This window comes from Hymenobacter canadensis, from assembly GCF_027359925.1.
Lineage (GTDB): Bacteria > Bacteroidota > Bacteroidia > Cytophagales > Hymenobacteraceae > Hymenobacter > Hymenobacter canadensis.
The window spans coordinates 1,155,204-1,171,629 of the sequence record NZ_CP114767.1; the positions used below are offsets into that span (position 1 = coordinate 1,155,204).

Annotated in this window: 16 protein-coding genes; 7 read left to right on the top strand and 9 right to left on the bottom strand. The window is 62.2% G+C overall.

Going from position 1 to position 16,426, the window contains the following annotated elements; translation table 11 throughout:
• Positions 1-77 precede the first annotated feature (77 nt).
• The gene (locus tag O3303_RS04980) at positions 78-272 is read right to left on the bottom strand and encodes a hypothetical protein (RefSeq protein WP_044017754.1); all 195 of its coding nucleotides are present in this window, start codon (positions 270-272) and stop codon (positions 78-80) included.
• A gap of 198 nt (positions 273-470) precedes the next feature.
• On the opposite strand from O3303_RS04980, the gene O3303_RS04985 reads away from it, so the two are divergent.
• Together O3303_RS04985 and O3303_RS04990 are read left to right on the top strand one after the other, a co-directional pair.
• Positions 471-1,280, top strand: coding sequence for a M48 family metallopeptidase (locus O3303_RS04985; protein ID WP_269560966.1), 810 nt, complete (start codon positions 471-473; stop codon positions 1,278-1,280).
• A gap of 116 nt (positions 1,281-1,396) precedes the next feature.
• On the top strand, positions 1,397-2,314 hold the full coding sequence (locus tag O3303_RS04990) for a diacylglycerol/lipid kinase family protein (RefSeq protein WP_269560967.1): 918 nt from the start codon (positions 1,397-1,399) through the stop codon (positions 2,312-2,314).
• Here the strand turns inward: O3303_RS04990 and O3303_RS04995 are convergent.
• Together O3303_RS04995 and O3303_RS05000 are read right to left on the bottom strand one after the other, a co-directional pair.
• A complete protein-coding gene (locus tag O3303_RS04995; RefSeq protein WP_269560968.1) occupies positions 2,309-3,547 on the bottom strand; it encodes a metallophosphoesterase in 1,239 nt (412 codons plus the stop codon). The genes O3303_RS04990 and O3303_RS04995 overlap by 6 nt on opposite strands.
• An 83-nt stretch (positions 3,548-3,630) precedes the next feature.
• The gene (locus O3303_RS05000) at positions 3,631-4,266 is read right to left on the bottom strand and encodes an LON peptidase substrate-binding domain-containing protein (RefSeq protein ID WP_269560969.1); all 636 of its coding nucleotides are present in this window, start codon (positions 4,264-4,266) and stop codon (positions 3,631-3,633) included.
• A gap of 140 nt (positions 4,267-4,406) precedes the next feature.
• Between O3303_RS05000 and mtgA the strand changes: the two genes are divergently transcribed.
• Positions 4,407-5,150 (top strand): monofunctional biosynthetic peptidoglycan transglycosylase, encoded by a 744-nt coding sequence (gene mtgA / locus O3303_RS05005; protein WP_269560970.1) that lies wholly within the window; start codon positions 4,407-4,409, stop codon positions 5,148-5,150.
• A gap of 79 nt (positions 5,151-5,229) precedes the next feature.
• A complete protein-coding gene (locus tag O3303_RS05010) occupies positions 5,230-5,688 on the top strand; it encodes a YybH family protein (protein ID WP_269560971.1) in 459 nt (152 codons plus the stop codon).
• Positions 5,689-5,889: 201 nt separating this feature from the next.
• On the opposite strand, the gene O3303_RS05015 is transcribed toward O3303_RS05010, so the two are convergent.
• Complete coding sequence (locus O3303_RS05015; RefSeq protein ID WP_269560972.1) at positions 5,890-7,086, bottom strand: App1 family protein phosphatidate phosphatase; 1,197 nt, start codon at positions 7,084-7,086, stop codon at positions 5,890-5,892.
• A 106-nt stretch (positions 7,087-7,192) separates the two neighbouring features.
• Positions 7,193-8,008, bottom strand: coding sequence for a M48 family metalloprotease (locus O3303_RS05020; RefSeq protein WP_269560973.1), 816 nt, complete (start codon positions 8,006-8,008; stop codon positions 7,193-7,195).
• Positions 8,009-8,285: 277 nt separating this feature from the next.
• Between O3303_RS05020 and O3303_RS05025 the strand changes: the two genes are divergently transcribed.
• Positions 8,286-9,407 (top strand): DNA topoisomerase IB, encoded by a 1,122-nt coding sequence (locus O3303_RS05025; RefSeq protein ID WP_269560974.1) that lies wholly within the window; start codon positions 8,286-8,288, stop codon positions 9,405-9,407.
• A gap of 89 nt (positions 9,408-9,496) precedes the next feature.
• On the opposite strand, the gene O3303_RS05030 is transcribed toward O3303_RS05025, so the two are convergent.
• Complete coding sequence (locus O3303_RS05030) at positions 9,497-11,086, bottom strand: hypothetical protein (RefSeq protein WP_269560975.1); 1,590 nt, start codon at positions 11,084-11,086, stop codon at positions 9,497-9,499.
• 173 nt (positions 11,087-11,259) lie between these two features.
• On the opposite strand from O3303_RS05030, the gene O3303_RS05035 reads away from it, so the two are divergent.
• Positions 11,260-12,867: a hypothetical protein gene (locus O3303_RS05035; protein WP_269560976.1), complete on the top strand. Its 1,608-nt coding sequence runs from the start codon at positions 11,260-11,262 to the stop codon at positions 12,865-12,867.
• Between the two features lie 86 nt (positions 12,868-12,953).
• Positions 12,954-13,382, top strand: a complete 429-nt coding sequence (locus O3303_RS05040) for a hypothetical protein (protein ID WP_269560977.1) — start codon at positions 12,954-12,956, stop codon at positions 13,380-13,382.
• An 11-nt stretch (positions 13,383-13,393) separates the two neighbouring features.
• Here the strand turns inward: O3303_RS05040 and O3303_RS05045 are convergent, their stop codons facing one another.
• From O3303_RS05045 to O3303_RS05055, 3 genes are all read right to left on the bottom strand, one after another.
• Positions 13,394-13,822 carry a hypothetical protein gene (locus O3303_RS05045; RefSeq protein WP_269560978.1) on the bottom strand — a complete coding sequence of 143 codons (429 nt, stop codon included), beginning with the start codon at positions 13,820-13,822 and terminating at the stop codon, positions 13,394-13,396.
• Between the two features lie 237 nt (positions 13,823-14,059).
• Entirely contained in the window at positions 14,060-15,616 is a 1,557-nt protein-coding gene (locus O3303_RS05050) for an exonuclease domain-containing protein (RefSeq protein ID WP_269560979.1), read from the bottom strand.
• 168 nt (positions 15,617-15,784) lie between these two features.
• On the bottom strand, positions 15,785-16,255 hold the full coding sequence (locus tag O3303_RS05055) for a PA2169 family four-helix-bundle protein (RefSeq protein ID WP_269560980.1): 471 nt from the start codon (positions 16,253-16,255) through the stop codon (positions 15,785-15,787).
• Between the last annotated feature and the right edge of the window lie 171 nt (positions 16,256-16,426).

Genomic DNA, 16,426 nt, shown 5'->3' on the forward strand with positions numbered 1-16,426 from the left:
TTCTGCCTAATTGATTTACAAGAAAAGGCTCGCCTGGATTCAGGCGGGCCTTTTGCTTTATAGTTGTGCGAGTTGGGTTAGGCCCGGTCGCCGGTGGCTTTTACCAGGTTGATGCCGGCGAAGAAGAAAATCAGACCCACCGCGAAAGGCACGATGGAATTGACTTTGCTTAGCGAGACGCCGGCCATGTGCAGGAAGCCCAGCGCGCCATAGATGATGCCGACGATGCCCAATATGGTAAGAATGGAGCCGAATGTGCGTTTCTGGTTCATGAGATGGAAAGTTGGAGTGGAAGGAGAGAAGGGAGAGTGACCGGCAGGCCGGATGGGGACACATACGGCGAAGTCGGCGTTTTGGGTATATCGGGCAGGCAACCCTGCCTGCCACGGCCCGTTACAAGCCAAAACAGCCGTCAGAACGGCCTATCCCTGCTTTCGCTCCCTTCCATTCCCTTCTAACCAACTACACTCATGAGAGGAAATCTTCGCTACATTATTGCCCTGCTCATGGCCGGGGTAACGCTGCTGACCTACTACTGTAAACGCTCTGTGAATGAGGTAACAGGCGAAGTACAGCACGTAGACATGACGGCCGAGCAGGAAATTGCCCTCGGCCTCCAGGCCGCCCCCGAAATGGCCCAGCAATACGGCGGCCTGCACCCCGACCGCCAAGCCAGTGCCCGTGTCGAGCAGATCGGGCAGGACATTATCCGGAGCACCAAAGCCAGCCAGAGCCCCTACAAATTTCAGTTTCATCTGTTGGCCGATGAAAACACCATCAATGCCTTTGCGCTGCCCGGCGGCCAGATATTCATCACGGCCGGCCTTTTGAAAAACCTGAGCTCTGAGGGCCAGGTAGCTGGCGTGCTGGCGCATGAGGTGGGCCACGTGGTAGGCCGTCATTCGGCCGAGCAGATTGCTAAGTCGCAGCTGACGCAGGGGCTGAGTGGAGCTGCTGCCATCGGCATGTACGACCCTGACCGGCCGGCTACGGCAGCGGGCTCGGCGGCCGCAGCTATGGTGGGCAAATTGATGACGCTGCGTTTCGGCCGTGAGGACGAGCTGGAGTCTGACCGTCTGGCGGTCAACTACACCACGCAGGCCGGCTACGACCCCCGCGCCATGATTCAGGTGATGCAGATTCTGGAGAAAGCCGGCGGCGGCGGTGGCCAGCCCGAGTTCCTGAGCACACACCCTAACCCCGGCAACCGGATCGGCGAGCTGGAGCAGGCCATTGCTACTGAGTACCCGCAGGGCGTACCGGCGGGCTTGAAGCCGTAGCGGCACCGATTGCCAACAAAGTACTGCCAGAAGAGGCCGGCCAAACGGTCGGCCTCTTCTCTTTTACCCGCTTATAAGGCCCGTATCTTCGCCTTTCCTCCACGCTTTCCTTCGTCATGGCCGCTTCCATTCCCGCACCGCTGCGCAACCTGCTGTTCGTGCTAAACCCCGTATCGGGGGATATCAGCAAGGTGGAGTTGGAAAGCTCCATCACGGCCTATTGTACGGAGCGCGGCCGCAAGGCCCGTTTCTACCATACCACCGGCCAAAACGACCTGAAAAACCTGCGGCACCACCTGCAGCAGCACGCCTACGACGCGGTATTTGCGGCCGGCGGCGACGGCACCGTAAGTCTGGTTGCCGAAGCCCTGCTCAATGGGCTGGTGCCGTTGGGGATTCTGCCGCTGGGCTCCGGCAACGGCCTGTCGAAGGACCTGGGGATTCCGCAGGACCCGCGGGAGGCGCTGAAGCTGACCTGGCAGCACCAGATTCATGCCATCGACACTTTGCAGATCAATGGTCGGTTTGCGGCGCACTTGGCCGATCTGGGCTTTAACGCCCTCATTGTGGAGCGCTTCGACCAAGGTGACACGCGGGGACCGGGGGCGTACGTGCGCATTGCCACGCAGGAGTACCTGAGCTATGCCCCGGCCACGTACCAAGTGGAAACCGAGCATGAACAGTGGGAAGGCCCGGCGTTTATGCTCACAATTGCCAATGCCCGCACCTTCGGCAGCAACGTCATCATCAACCCTGACAGCCACCTCGACGACGGGGAGTTTGAGGTGTGCCTGATTGAGCCCTTTCCCGGTACGGCCGCCCCAGGCATCCTTTACAACCTCTACACGGCCGGGTTCGATGCCTCGGAGTACACGCGGCGGCTACGCGGCCGGCAGGTGCGCATCAGAGTGCCGGGCGCTACGCAGGTGCTGTGCCAGATAGACGGGGAGCCCTGCCAGCTGACTACGCCCATTGAGGTGAAAATCCGGCCGCGCAGCCTGCGCGTGCTGGTACCGGAATCGGCGGTGCTATAGCTCGGCTGGCACTGCTACCCCCAACGTCCGGACCAGCGGTGCCGCCACCACGGGGCCGGGGTAGAGGCGCTGGCGAAACACCTCGGGCAGCGGCGCACCAGCCGCATCGGGCTCCAGGGTGCGCAGCCACGTTTCACCGTTGGCATAATAGTCGAGGCTGAAAAAGCCCTTGTGTTCGTGCACGAAGGTGGCCTGCCCGCCTTTCTGCACGAAAGCCGTCTTGCTGCCCGCGCCGCTCACCAGGTAGTGACTGCCGTGCTGCTCGAAATACTGCAGGTTATGGTCGTGGCCGGCGGCGTATACGAGGTGCGGGTGCTGGTGCAGCACGCGCAGCAGGCGGCGGCGCATTTTGCGGTAGCGGGGGTGGGCCATGTCCTCGGCGGCGCCCACCAGCTTGCGGTACAGCGGCAGCAAAGAGCCAATGAACGGCAGCGGCACGTAGGCCCGCTTATGGACCGTAGTCAGCGGAAACACGTGCTGCTTGGCCGTGAACTTACCCCCGTGCAACGCATTGGAATACAGCGGATGGTGCCCCGCCACCACAATCCGCTGGTGCTGATTCTGGGTTAGTAGCTGCTCCAGCTGCCGGAAAGGCGCCTTGGTGTCGGAGGCTGGGCGCGGGCCCTGCTGCACCCACCATTGCGTATTGAGCACTAGCAGCAGCACGCCATCCGCCAGCTGCAACGCCACGGGACCGGGCGTGCCACCCACCGGCAGATACTGCGCCGTAGGCAGCTGCTCGCGGATGTAAGCTTCCTGGCGCAGCAGGTACTCGTAGCCGTCGGGGCGGCCTTTGTTCCAGTCGTGGTTGCCGCTCAGAAACACTACGTTTCCGGGAAACGGCCGCAGCACGTCCAGCAGTGCATTCAGGCGCTTTTCGGCGGCGGCACGGCCGGCGTGCTCTGGCGCGGGCAGGCCGGTAGGGTACACATTGTCGCCGAGGATGACGACGGTGCCGGCCGGGCCGGTTTCCTGCTGCCAGTGCTGTAGCAGCCGCAGCAGGTTGTCGGTGCCATCGGTGGCCACGGCGCCGGGGTCGCCGAGCAGGGCCACGCGGTGCAGCCGCAAAACCGCCGGATCGGGCTGGTGTAGCTGCCAGTCGTTGTGAGCGGGCGCCACGTATGGGCGCCGCCGGTACTGCCGCTCCTGCCGGTAGCGCCCCAGCAGCCAGGCCGTGAGGGCCGCCGCCAGCCCCGCCAGCAAATAAAAAAACAAGGTCGAAGGAGAAGTCACAGGCACACCGATAAAACGCTACTTGCTATACGTGTTCTGGCGGCCATATCGTTCGGACAATGGACCGAGGCTGGAGCAATAACTCAGAAATTCGGTGGGGTCAGGTTCTTGAAGTGGCCGTTGAGACGCACCCGTTCCTTGAGGCGCTCAGTCTCCAGCAGCACGGGCAGAATGTGCTCCAGATGCTCTAGCACCAGTTCCTGGCGCTCAGTTTCGGTTTCGGCCTCCAGCAGCTGGAATTCCTGCTCGGTATTCAAACCCAGGTGATGCGCAATGTCATACACGCGGTAGTCGGCCGGCAGCTCCTGCATCAGCTTGCGCAGCCCCAGCACGTCGTACAGCTGCTCTACGTGCGCCGTGATACGCGCCTGCAGCAGCACGTCGGCAGTTTTGTCGTCCGGTACGTCGTCTACCAGGCCGCCAGCGTAGAGCTTGCCCGGCGCCTGCCGGTAGAACTCCTCCACCCGAAACAGCCCGATGGCGCGGGTGCGGATATCCAGCTCCCCGCTGTCGTAGCTTTTCTCGACCCCGATCAGCTGCATTTCGGTGCCCAGCATGCTCACGGCCTCGTTGCGGTAGGGCGGGATGCCGAAGGTGATGCCTTCGCTCAGGCAGTCGCGCACCAGCTGGCGGTAGCGCGGCTCGAAGATGTGCAGATTGAGTTTTTCACCGGGAAAAACGACTAGGTTAAGTGGAAAGAGGGCTAGCAGACGCGACATGGCTTGTAAACAAAGGAACAGCGAAAAGGTAGCCGAAAACCGGCACCATGCCGGCCGGTGGTCCTGAAAACACTACTTTTACGAGTGCTAAGGCCATTTAGGCAGCAATAACCCCAGCAGATTTTTACTCGTCTCCGGCAGTGACAACGGATTATAGCAACGTGTGGCGGCAAGCCCGGCAGGTGGCCCTACAAGTGACAGTGGCCTTGTTTCTGGCATCCATTGCCTGGGTGCTCATCTACCGGTGGGTGGCGCCGCCGGCTACCTGGCTGATGCTGGACCGCCGCGCCCACGCCCCCGTGGGCCTGGGCTACTACGGCATCCAGGAAGACGACCGGAGCATCAAGTACCATTTTAAGAACCTCGACGAGGTGTCGGCGGAAGTGCCACTGGCCCTCATTGCGGCCGAAGACCAGCGCTTCCTGCTGCACCACGGCTTCGACGGCAATGCGCTGTGGAAAGCGGCCAAATACAACTTCGGGGGCGGCAAGCAGCTGCGCGGCGGCAGCACCATCACGCAGCAGGTGGCCAAAAACGTGTTTCTGTGGCACGGCCGCAGCTACATCCGTAAGGCGGCGGAAGCCTACTTTACGGTGCTCATTGAGCTGCTCTGGGACAAGCGCCGCATCATGGAAATGTATTTGAGCGTGGCGGAAATGGGTGACTGTACGTTTGGGGTGGAGGCCGCCTCGCAACGCTACTTCCGCAAGCCCGCCAGCCGCCTCAACCGCCAAGAAGCCGCGCTGCTGGCCGGCGTGCTGCCCAATCCGCTCCGGTTCCGGGCCAGCAACCCCGGCCCGCAGGCCCGCGCCAAGCAGCGCCGCGTGGTGCGCAACATGCGCCGCCTGGGCGGCACGACCTACGTGCGCGAGCTGCTGGACTAACTCTTGCCCAACGCGGCGGCTAATTCGCCGGTAGTTTGCACCTTAGGGCCTTCTGATATACCTGCGTTACTCTTGCTGTATGAAACCATTTGCTGTCTTGCCGCTGGGCTTTCTGCTGGCCTGTTCTGCCAGCCGCCCTACTCCCCCGACGGGGCCGCCGGAGGCACCGGCCGAAACGCGCCGGTCCATCGAGCGGCTGCTGACTACCCAAACCGCCGCCTGGAACCGCGGCGACGTGGCGGGATTCATGCAGGGTTACTGGCAGAACGATTCGCTGGTGTTTATCGGCAAAAGCGGCCTCACCTACGGCTGGCAGCGCACCCTCGACAACTACCGCCGCAGCTACCCCAGCCCGGAAGCCATGGGCCAGCTCCGCTTCAACGGCCTGCGCATCACGCCCCTAACCCCGGAAACGGCGCAGGTGGTCGGCCGCTGGCACCTGGCCCGCCCAACCGCCGGCGACCTGCAGGGCCACTACCTGCTGGTGCTGCGCCGCCTGAACGGCCAATGGGTGATTGTGGCCGATCATTCGAGTTAGGGTGCCTTTTGTCATTGCGAGGACGAAGAACATTCCGCGCATCAAGCGGCGTCAATCCTTCCTCTATCTGCTGAAAACTTTCCTTACAGACAAGTCCTCCGGCAATAGTGTAGTACACTAACGCCGGAGGGCTTTCTGCTTAGGGTGGCTTGTCTCACAGAGAGCAAGGATTAGCTTCGCTCTGCTCGCAATGACAGGGAATTACTGCATCACCGGCTTGCCATCTCCTTCGCCGTCGAGGTCGTCTTCGGTGTCAGCGGCTTCGTCTTTTTGCTTTTCCTGCTCCACGGCCGGAATGGCTTCGTGCAAGATAAAGCCGGCTTTGGCGGCGTGTTCGGCGGCCTGCACGGTATCCTGCACCAGCAGCATTTCTACTTTGTCGTCGCGTAGATCTTCGGTTACGCGCTCCACGAGGGTGGCGCGCTCCGGCAGGTTCACGTCGCGGATGTAGATGGCCAGTACGCGGCCGGGGTGGCGGCGCACTACCTCGCGGTAGATGTTGGCGTCTTCTTGGCCCGAGTCGCCGATGAGGATGAACGGCAGGGTGGGATAGGTGAGCAGCAGGTTGTCGATTTCCTTGAGCTTGTGGCCGTGGTGCGACGAGGCTTCCCCGGACTTTTTGCCGGCCAGCGCGGCGTCGCGCAGCAACAGCGGGCCGGGCGGAATGTCGTTGAGCTGCAGGAAGTCCTCCAGCAGATCATACAGATTCCAGGGCGAACTGCTGACGTAGAAAAACGGGTTGTTGCGCTTGCCGTTGCGGCCCAGCTGCAGCTGCCGGTAGAACTCGGCTACGCCCTTGAAGGGGAGGCGGGAGCGGGCATTGCGCACCAGCACCGTGCGCGCCATGCGCAGTAAATTGGTGGCCGAGGTCTGGATAACGGTGTCGTCGAGGTCGGAGATGATGCCGTACTCGGCGTCGGGCGGTGGGATGAGCACCGGCGCCATGGCCCGTAGGTCGGTGGCGGTATATGGGTGCGGCGCCTGCTGCAGCAGTACTTCCACCGGGTACCAGAGGAAATCTATCGGCTCAGGCAGGCTCGTGGGCTCCAGGTTCAGCGTGAAATAACCTTCTTCATCTGTCACGACCGGGTGCTGCGAGCCATCGGCGGGCTGCACGAGTAGCTGCGCGCCGCTGATTTCGTTGCTGTCGAAGCGGCGGTACATGTTCAGCAGGTTGTGCAGGCGCGAGTCGGTGGCGTCGGGCTCCGTAATGCCCTTGTCGGTGAGCAGGCGGCCCTTCACGTAGAGGCGGGTGGGCGTGCCGTAGCTGCGGTAGGGAATGAGCTGCAGCGGATGCAGCAAACCTAGCCGGGCCCGGGTGCGGGTTAGCAGAGAATCAGCGCGTTCGGCCAGGTTGCCGAGATGGTTGAGCAGGGACATGCAGGCAAGTACGCGCATATCACCCGAATTGATGCTTTAAAATGCTTTTTCAGGGCCTATAGCCACAAAAAAGCCGGCCGCATACGCGGCCGGCTTTCCGTTAAGCCTAGGGTTTGGGGCTAGGTTAAATAATCCGCTTCAGCTCCTCAAAGTTGCTGTTCGATACCGTGCGGGTGCGGCAGTTCAGCTGGTCGGCTTTGGTTTGGATTTCCTGAATGCGGGTAGCAGGGGCGGGGTGCGTACTTAGGAAGGCGGGCGGGTTGCCATTCTGGTTCTGGCTTTCGGCCTTGATGAAGAAGCCCGCTGCGCCGTCGCAGGCGTACTGGGTTTTGTTGAGGTAGACGACCGAGTACTGGTCGGCCTCAGTCTCGTCGTTGCGGCTGAACTTGAGCTGGCCGAGGCCGGTGGCAATCTGCACCAGCTGGTTGGGATTGTCGCCGACCAGCAAGCTCAGCATCAGGCTAATGCCGTACTGCTGCTGCAGCTGCTTGGACGTATGGCGGCGGTCGGCGTGGGCTATTTCGTGGCCCAGAATACCAGCCAGCTCGCTTTCGTTATCCAGAAACTTGATCAGGCCCGAATACACGTAAATATGGCCGCCGGGCGTGGCAAAGGCGTTCTGCACGGCATCGTCCTTGATGATCTTGACGTCCCAGGGAAACTCGTTGCGGTAGCGCACCTCGCCCGAGTTCAAGACCTTATTCACGACGCCATCGAGCAGTTGGTAGGCGCGGGCGTTGCGGGTGTTGCGCTCCAGCAGCTGGCCTTTGGCGCGGTAGGTGGAGTCGGTCTGGTCGGCTACCTGCTGGCCCAGGGTTTTGTCGTCTTCCACCGAAAACAGCAGCACGCCGTCGCCGCCGTCGGAGGAGCAGGCGGCCGTGCCGCCGAGAGTAGCGGCCAGGGAAAATAGAAGCCAGGGTTTACGCAGTAGGTGTAGCATTGGGGGCAGGGTATGCAGGGAAGGAAAAAATAGGGTCTGGGCTGCCGAAAGAAAAAACGGTGCCAGAATCTTACAAGCCGGTACGTTTCGGCTCTGCGTGTGTTGGCTGCGCCAGGTAACCCGGCTGCATCCAGTTGCAGATCAGGCGAAAAAAAACTGTCTCTGCCAGTTGACCCAAGGCAGTATTTGGGTGGAAGAAGGCCTCACCTTTCCCGGCTGCTTTGCGTACACGCAGCCTGCCCGCGCTGTTTTGGCCGGGCTTTTATTCGGCCTGTTTATGTCTGCTACCACTGCCCGCCCCAAAACCAAGAAAAAGCACCTGCCGCCGCTGCAGGAGGCCCATGAGCTCTACAAAGACCCCGCCCGGCAGGCTGAGCTGGCCGGCCTGCGCTACTTCACCGATACCAAGCCGGGCCTGACACGCAAAGCCACCCGCGCCGGCAACTTCAGCTACCACACCGTAGCGGGCGAGAAAATCAGCGACGAAAAAGTGCTGACTCGCATCCAGGGCTTCGTGATTCCGCCGGCCTGGACGGAAGTCTGGATTTCGCCCTCGGCCAACACGCACCTGCAGGTTACGGGCCGCGACGCCAAGGGCCGCAAGCAGTACCTCTACCACCCGGCCTGGGACCAGGCCCGCAGCCTCACCAAGTTCAGCCGCCTGCGCGCCTTCGGCGAGAAGCTGGCCGAGCTGCGCGCCCAGATGCACAAAGACCTGGCCCGGCCCACGCTGGACAAGCCCAAGGTGATGGCCCTGGTACTGATGCTGATGGACAAGTCGTTTATCCGGGTCGGCAACCGCGAGTACGCTGAGAAAAACAAAACCTACGGCCTCACCACCCTCCGCGACAAGCACGTGCAGGTGAGCGGGGCCGACGTGCGGTTTGCGTTTGTGGGCAAGAAAGGCGTGGCCCACGACCTCACGCTGCACGACCGTAAGCTGGCCAAGCTGGTGCAGAAGTGCAAGGAAATTCCGGGCCAGCATCTGTTCCAGTACTACACCCCCGACGGCCACCGGCAGGAGCTGGAATCGGGCGACGTGAACGAGTATCTGCAGCAAGTAACGGGCCTCAAGCTCTCAGCCAAGGACTTCCGCACCTGGGGCGGCACCGTGAAAATGGTGGAGTGCCTAGAGCGGGTGCTGGATGAGGAGCCCGACTTCCCGAAACCCAAAACGCTGAAGCGCGCCCTCAAGGACGTGGCCCACGACCTGGGGAATACGCCTACGGTGTGCTCCAAGTACTACATCCACCCGCAGGTGATGGAGCTGTTCAACTCTGATAAGCTCATCGACTACCTGCGCCGCCACGATGCCGACCCCACCGAAAATGACCTGCTGACCCCTACGGAGCACATGGTGCTGGATATGCTGGCGGAGCTGGAGGGAAAAGGGAAGTAAAAAAAGTAGGCCTCAAAAATTGGCCGTTCAGGAACTACATACCGGGGTTCTTGAACGGCCAATTTTTGAGGCCTACTTTTTAATTGACCTTACCGGCCCGAGCCGTCCCGGTCGAAGGCGTGGCTTTCGACGCCGTGGGAGGTTTTGTCCTTGAGCTCCGGGGCGGGTTCGAAGTCGTTGTTGCGGCTGGTGTCGTAGAAGCGGGTTTTGCGGCGCAGGCCGGCTACGCGGGAGGCGTCGCGCACCCGGTCCTCGTCGGGGCCGCCGTAGATGCTGATGAGCGGACTGCGGCGCACGGAGCCGCGCAACTCAAACACGTCGTCGCCCCTGAGGCCGTGCAGCAGCACCTGGCGGGTATCGGCCGGGTTGAACACGCGGCGGTATAGCAGCGAGTCGGCCCGTTTGGCAGGCGGGTCTATTTCGTATACCGACACCACGGTGGTCGTGTCAGTGAGGCGTTCCACTACAAACCGCTCATCGGCGTCGGTGCCGGCCACCAGCACTTCGTCGGCGCGCAGGGCGTAGTAGTCGGCGGCGGCCTGTGGCAGCTGGTCGCGGCGGGCGCGCAGGGCGGCTACCATTTGGGGGCCTTCCTGCGCATACACCTCGCGGGGCAGGCCCTGGCGCACAGCCTGCTCAATAACTGCATCCGTCAGGCGGCGCTGCAGGTCCTGGGCCGTGCGCACGTAGGCCGCACGGTCCAGCTCCGTCAGCACGTGCTCGTCGATGTAGCGGGAGTTGCGGGTGTAGCCCTCGATGCTCTGGTAGCGCGGCCCGAAGGTGCGGAACTTCGCCACCGCTTTGCTGGCCAGCCAGGAAATGAGGCCGTCATCAAACCGAAAAAATACCTGGTCGCGGTCCTGGGGCACCGGTTCCCAGCGGGTGTGGCCATCCGCCTGCGGGTAGGCGGCCCAGGTCCATTGGCCTTCGTGCCGGTCCCAGTCGCCGAGCCAGAGGTCGAGTAGGCGGGCGCGCAGGAAGGTGGCTTCGTCAATGCGGTGCTTCGGCGACTGGTAACGCTCGGCCAGCATATTGTCGCTTTCCTCCAGCTCGGTGGCACCCGGCAGGCGGCCCGCTATGTTCGGCCGGCCTTCCAGCTTTTCCTCCAGCAGCACCACTCGGCCCCGGTAGCGCTCCGAGGCAGCGCCCAGCCCGGTTTCGTCGTTGCGCACATAATAGGCCCGCGGGTTGGTATGGTGCAGGCCCGCCGCTTCAGCCAGCGGCGGCACCACAAAGGCGCCGTAGGGGTGGCCGGCGGCCGTGGCATCCCGCACTAGGTTCAGGATAAACCCCTGGCGCAGTACTTTAGGCAGCGTCCGGTAAGGGTCTTTGTCCACGGAGCGCAGGGCGTAGCCGCGGCCATCAGCCCCCACCACCGTCATGCTGATGGTCTGGAAGCCGCCGCCCACCTTACCGCCGCGCAGCCCGCCGGCAATAGTCGTGGCCGGATCAAACACGGGCAGCATCACGGGCTGTACCCAGGCCGCACGATGGTGGTGGCCCAGAAATACCCGCCCGATTGCCCCGCGCTGATAGTGCCGGCCGGCCGTTACCTGGGCGCTGTCGGCCCCGGGCTGGAGCGGGGCGGTTGCCAGGCGGGCATCGGGTTGGAAAAACGTGTGGCGGGCACAGCCAACGGTCGTCAGCAAAAGAAAAGGCAGGGCGTAGCGAGAAGTCATGCGTAGCGGAAAGCGCGGCTGGAGTCCTTGAACGCAGATATCCGGCAGTGGTTAGGGTGCAGCAGGAGCGCCGCCGGCAGCAGCAGCTTTGGGGGCGCCCGCCAACCCCTGCGGCCGGGTTTACGCTATAAGGGCGGCCATCTGTCCGGCTGTCATCTTATTCGTTTCGCCGCGTGTCTTTTTTTATCCTGAATTCCCGCAGCCGGATTGCCAGTGGTATATGCACGGCGCTGCTGTGCCATGCCTGCTCGGCGCCGGCCGCGCCGCCGGCCCCACGCCAGGTGCGGGTGCTGTCCGACTCCACGGTACAGGTGGCCGCCGGGCCGCAGTATGAGCGTTCGGGCATACACAATTTCTTCTGGGGCCGGCACTACCGCGAGCTGTGGGCGCTGCCCGTTACGGTGCCCATCGTGCAGCTGCGCACGGCCGTACCCGGCGGCCTGACGCCGGTGCAGGAGGGAGGCTCGTTCCAGACCAAAAACCTGCGCCTCGTCGACCGCAACGGCGTGCAGTACGTGCTGCGCTCCGTGGATAAAGATGCCACCAAAGCGTTGCCGGAGGGTTTGCAGGCCGGCCCCATCGGTCGCCTTATGAAAGACCAGACCAGCGTTATCAATCCCTACGGGGCCTATATAGTGCCCCGGCTGGCGCAGGCTGCCGGCGTGTACCATACCAACCCACGCCTGATATACTTGGCCGACGACCCCGGCCTGGGCGAGTTTCGCAAGAGCTTTGCCAATGCCCTGTATCTGCTGGAAGAGCGGCCCGAGGGCGACCAGCGCCTGGTGGCCAGCTTCGGCAATTCCACCCGTGTGGAAAGCTCCCGCAAGGTATTCACCAACCTGCTGGCCAACCCCCGGTTCAGCGTAGATGCGCGCCGCTACCTGCGGGCCCGCCTGTTCGATATGTGGCTCGGCGACTGGAGCCGCCGCGAAGACCAGTGGCGCTGGGCCAGCTTCGAGGCACTTGGCGGCGACATCAGCTACCGGCCCATTCCGCGCGACCGGGACCACGCGTTTTTCAAGTTCAACGACGGGTTTTTTACCCACATCATTGGCTGGGTGAAGTCCAACTACCAAACGTTCGACGAGCGAATCCGGCTTTCGGATGTGGAGGGCCTCAACCGCGCCGCCCGGCCCATGGACAAGTCGCTGCTGGCGTACCTTTCGCGCGAAGACTTCCGCCAGATTGCCGATTCGCTGCAGCAGCAGCTTTCGCCGGCCGTGATAAAGGAGGCGTTGGCCGTATGGCCCAGGGAGGTATATGGCCTGGTAGGGCCGGAGTTCGAGCAGAAGCTCAACGGCCGCCGGGCTCAGCTGCCAGCTGTGGCCGACAAGTTCTACGCGTTGCTGGCGCGCAACGTGGAGCTGCCGGGCACCGACCAGCCGGAGCGGTTTGTGGTGGAGGTGCCGGCGCCACAGCAGGTGCGTGTGCGCGTGTACCTGCGCCATACTGCCCGTCCCGACAGCCTAATCGGCCAGCGTACCTTTCAGGCCGGGGAAACCAGTACCCTGAAACTATTTGGCTTAGGCGGCAACGATATTTTTGAGCTGCGGGCCTTGCCGGCAGCCGGCATCAGCGTGGGCCTCTACGACGGAGCCGGGCAGGATGTGGTGCTTGGCCCGGTTTCGCCGGTGGCTACACCTACCCGCACAACCGTTTTCGATAGCGGCGACGGCAACAGTCTGACTGTGCCCCGCGCCGTGAAAGTGGAAAAATACAGCCCTGCCGCCAGCGAGTTTGACGGGGCCGGCTGGCTGCTGCGGCATCGGCTCTATTAGGTTCTGCCTGAGGCTGGTGGGCAGCCGCTGTTGCCAGATAGCGGATGGGTATTTCTGGTGTACATTTGCGGCCCTTTTTCGCTTCTATGCACGCCCTACTTGACTCAGATTACCTGTCTATCACCTTTCGCCCCGACCTTGATATGCTGGTGGCTCGCTGGCTGCGGGAAGTGTCGGGCAGTGAAACGCGCGAGGGGTACCACCAGATTCTGGCCGCCGCCCGCCAGACCAGCTGCCCGTTCTGGCTGCTCGACGGCCGCCGCCGCACACCAGCCGATGCCGAAACGACCCAATGGGGCTTTCAGGAATTCTTTCCGACGCTAAGCAGCCAGCTGGGCCAAAACGTATTTCTAAGCCAGCTCCTGTCGCCCTTCTATCAGCAGATCACCCAGGCGCTGCCGGTATTTCAGGAAAACGAAGCCAGCACCACCCACACCTACACTATGCGCCGCTTCAACGATGAGGCCAGTGCGGTAGCGTGGCTGCGGGAATGCCAGCAGGGGCCCGGCCGCTAAGCCAGTGCCAGTCAGCTGCTCAGCAGCCACCGGGCCGCCGACTCGTGGTCCTGAAAGTGAGATACGTGCAGCGCTACGCTGCCCCTGATGCGTTGTACCAGCTCGGTGGTACCCAGCCGGTTGTATACGTCGTGCGAGTTGATGATGGCGCAGTAGCGGTAGCTGCTGTGCTGCACGGCGCGTGGTGCCCAGTCAGTCACCAGCCAATCCCGGTCGGGCGGCATAATGGCCGGCATCATCTGGTGGTCAGATAGCACTTTGCTAAGCTTCGATTCCTGCAGGAGCTGTAGCAGCTGCTCGTATACTTCGCGCAGACTACTGCTGTACATCGGGGCCGGCTGCCACTCCACCTGCACGTAGCAATCCGGGTATTCTATGATGTTAGCCAGATGGTTATGAAAGTATAGGGACTGCTGGCGAGGGTATAGCTGGTTATCCATGATAAAGCACTTCGTTGGAACAGTTCAAGCCTGGAACAGGAGGAAGCAGTGGTAGAATAGGGGTATAGTCCTAGCGCAAAGTAGTTAATGAATATACAGTTGTCGCTGGGGCTGTCGCCTCAAAGCTGCAGGTTTATTTTCGGAGCCGGCGAAATGGGCTTTACCTCACAGGCAGCGGGCAAAAAAAAGCTCCGCCGGTAGGGCGGAGCCAAAGAAACAGGCCGGAGCAGCAGGGGGCTATTTGAACACCTTCACTTTGTCTTTGTGCTTGGTGCGCAGGTACTGTCGGATAATCTGCTGAGCATCCTTATTGTCGTTGTAGCGGGTAATGACCTCCTTGAAGTCGTCGAGCCGGCGGGCGGAGAAAGTTTCGGTGTCTACGTAGCCGAAGCCGAGGTAGCGGCCGTGCTCCACCAGCACCACCGTCTTCTCATCGTCGCGGCGGCCGGGGCCAATCACCACAAACGAGCCGTGCTCATAGGTGAAGCTTTCGATGGCTTCTTCCACCCGCTTATTGTACTCTTCCGCGGGCTCCAGACCCAGGCATGCGCCATTGCAGCGGTGCACCTGGTAGTCAAAGCACGAGCCGTTGGTTTTGTACAGGTCGCAGAGCTTCTGGCACAGGTTGAACTTGGCCACCTTGTGAAACAGAAAGCCCTTGGCCTTGAACTGGTTGCCGAGCGCAATCAGTGGGTGGGAGCCGGTGTGGTCGTCGGCGCGGCCGTAGTAGAGGTGCTTGTAGCCCTGCTCGTCGGTGCGCAGGAAAATGCCGGCCGGAAACACCGAGCGGCGCAGCTTGCGGTTGTAGAGCGGCTTGAGGCGCTTGATTTCGTGCGACTCGTAAAGCAGCGCCACCAGTTCCGAGCCCGTCAACTCCCAGGTGATATCCGAAATGGAGTTCTTAAACTCAATGCTCTTGCGCGACTTGTAGTCGATGGCAAAGTGCTGCTGAATCCGCTTGTAGATATTGATGCTCTTGCCCACGTAAATCACCTCGCCCTTCTCGTCGTGGAAGTAGTAGACGCCGGCCGTGTGGGGCAAAGACGCCACTTTCTCGGGCGTGATATTGGGTGGCAGCAGCGCCGTACGGATGGCATCCTGCACGGCCTTCACCTTGCGGGCCGAGGGTTGTTTGGTAGGCACGGCCACAGTAGTTTCCGTAGTATCGGAACCGACGCTGGCGGCGCTGGCGGCGCGGGCGGGCGCGGGGGCCGGCCGGCGGCCGGCGGGGGCGTTGGCATCCACGGCGGCCAGCGTATCGGCGGGGGAGAGGCCGGGCTGTGCCAGAGCTTCTTCCTGCTGGCTGATTTTGAGCAGGCGGTCGAACAGGATGGCGGTGGCGGCGGCGTCGCCGGCGGCGCGGTGGCGGCCGTTGAGCGGAATACCGATGTTCTGGCACAGCTTGCCGAGGCTGTAGCTGGGCTGGCCCGGCATCAGCGACCGGCTCAGGCGCACCGTGCACAGCGTTTTGCGCGAGTACGTGTAGCCCAGGTCGCCAAATTCCTTTTTCAGAAACGAGTAGTCGAACCGCACGTTGTGGGCCACAAATACGCAGCCCTCGGTCATTTCCACCACCTTGCGGGCCACCTCATGAAACTTGGGCGCGTCGCGCACCATCTCGTCGCTGATGCCGGTAAGCTGGGTGATGAAAAACGGAATGGGGCGCCCCGGATTCAGCAGGGTGTCGAACTGGTCCACCACCTTTTCGCCATCGTGAATAAAGATGGCTATTTCGGTGATGCGGTCCTGCGTGGGCTGGCCCCCGGTAGTCTCAAGGTCGATGATGGCGTACAAAAGCGGCGCGGTATCGGGTAAAAAAAGGATGCTAAGCTAATTGGTAACAAAGATACGCGTCCGGAAGGTTGCACGTGCCAACCGCCGGGCAGTGCGTTGGCCCCCGAACGCAAAAAAGCCCGCACAAGGCGGGCTTTTTATCAGGAGTGGGCAGGTAGGGCCAATAGGCTAGCGGCTGGCTTTCTGCTGGGTTATCCAGTTCTTGTCGGACAGGATGGCGCCGTGCTGCTTCTGGATTACGTCGCGGGCGTCAGCCGGCAGCTCATTGGATTTCAGTGCCGTTTCGTACGACTGCAGTGCTACTGCGTCGCCGGTTTCGCACTCGCCCAGAATGGCCGAGTCGTCCTGGCCGGTGATGGCCGATTTGAGGTTGATCCAGCCGCGATGTACGGCAGCGGCAGCCTCTGCCACTACGCCTTCCACCGTGCTTTCCTGCTCGGGCTTGATGCCTAGCTGCTGCGCATGCTGCGTTAGTTCAGCGGCGAACTGGGCGCGGTGCTGGCTCATCTGGCTCAGCTTCGACTTCAGCTCGGCGTTGGTTACGCCTTCGGCGGCTTCCTGGTAGCCTTTGGCGGCGGTGGTGTTGATTTCTACGAGGTCGTTGTATGCGCGGGCGGTTTCGCCGGTAATAGCAGCCATGTCGGTTCTGATTAGGTGGGAGGAAAAGTTCGGGCCTTGCTGAAGCAGGCCCGAACTGAGGAAGTATACTGGCAGGCCGGGGCGGGAGTTGTGCGCAAGCCGAACAAAATTCTGGCCTACCACTGCCGTCAGTACGCCGGGGGAACCTGAGCCGGCCGGTTGGGTGGCAAG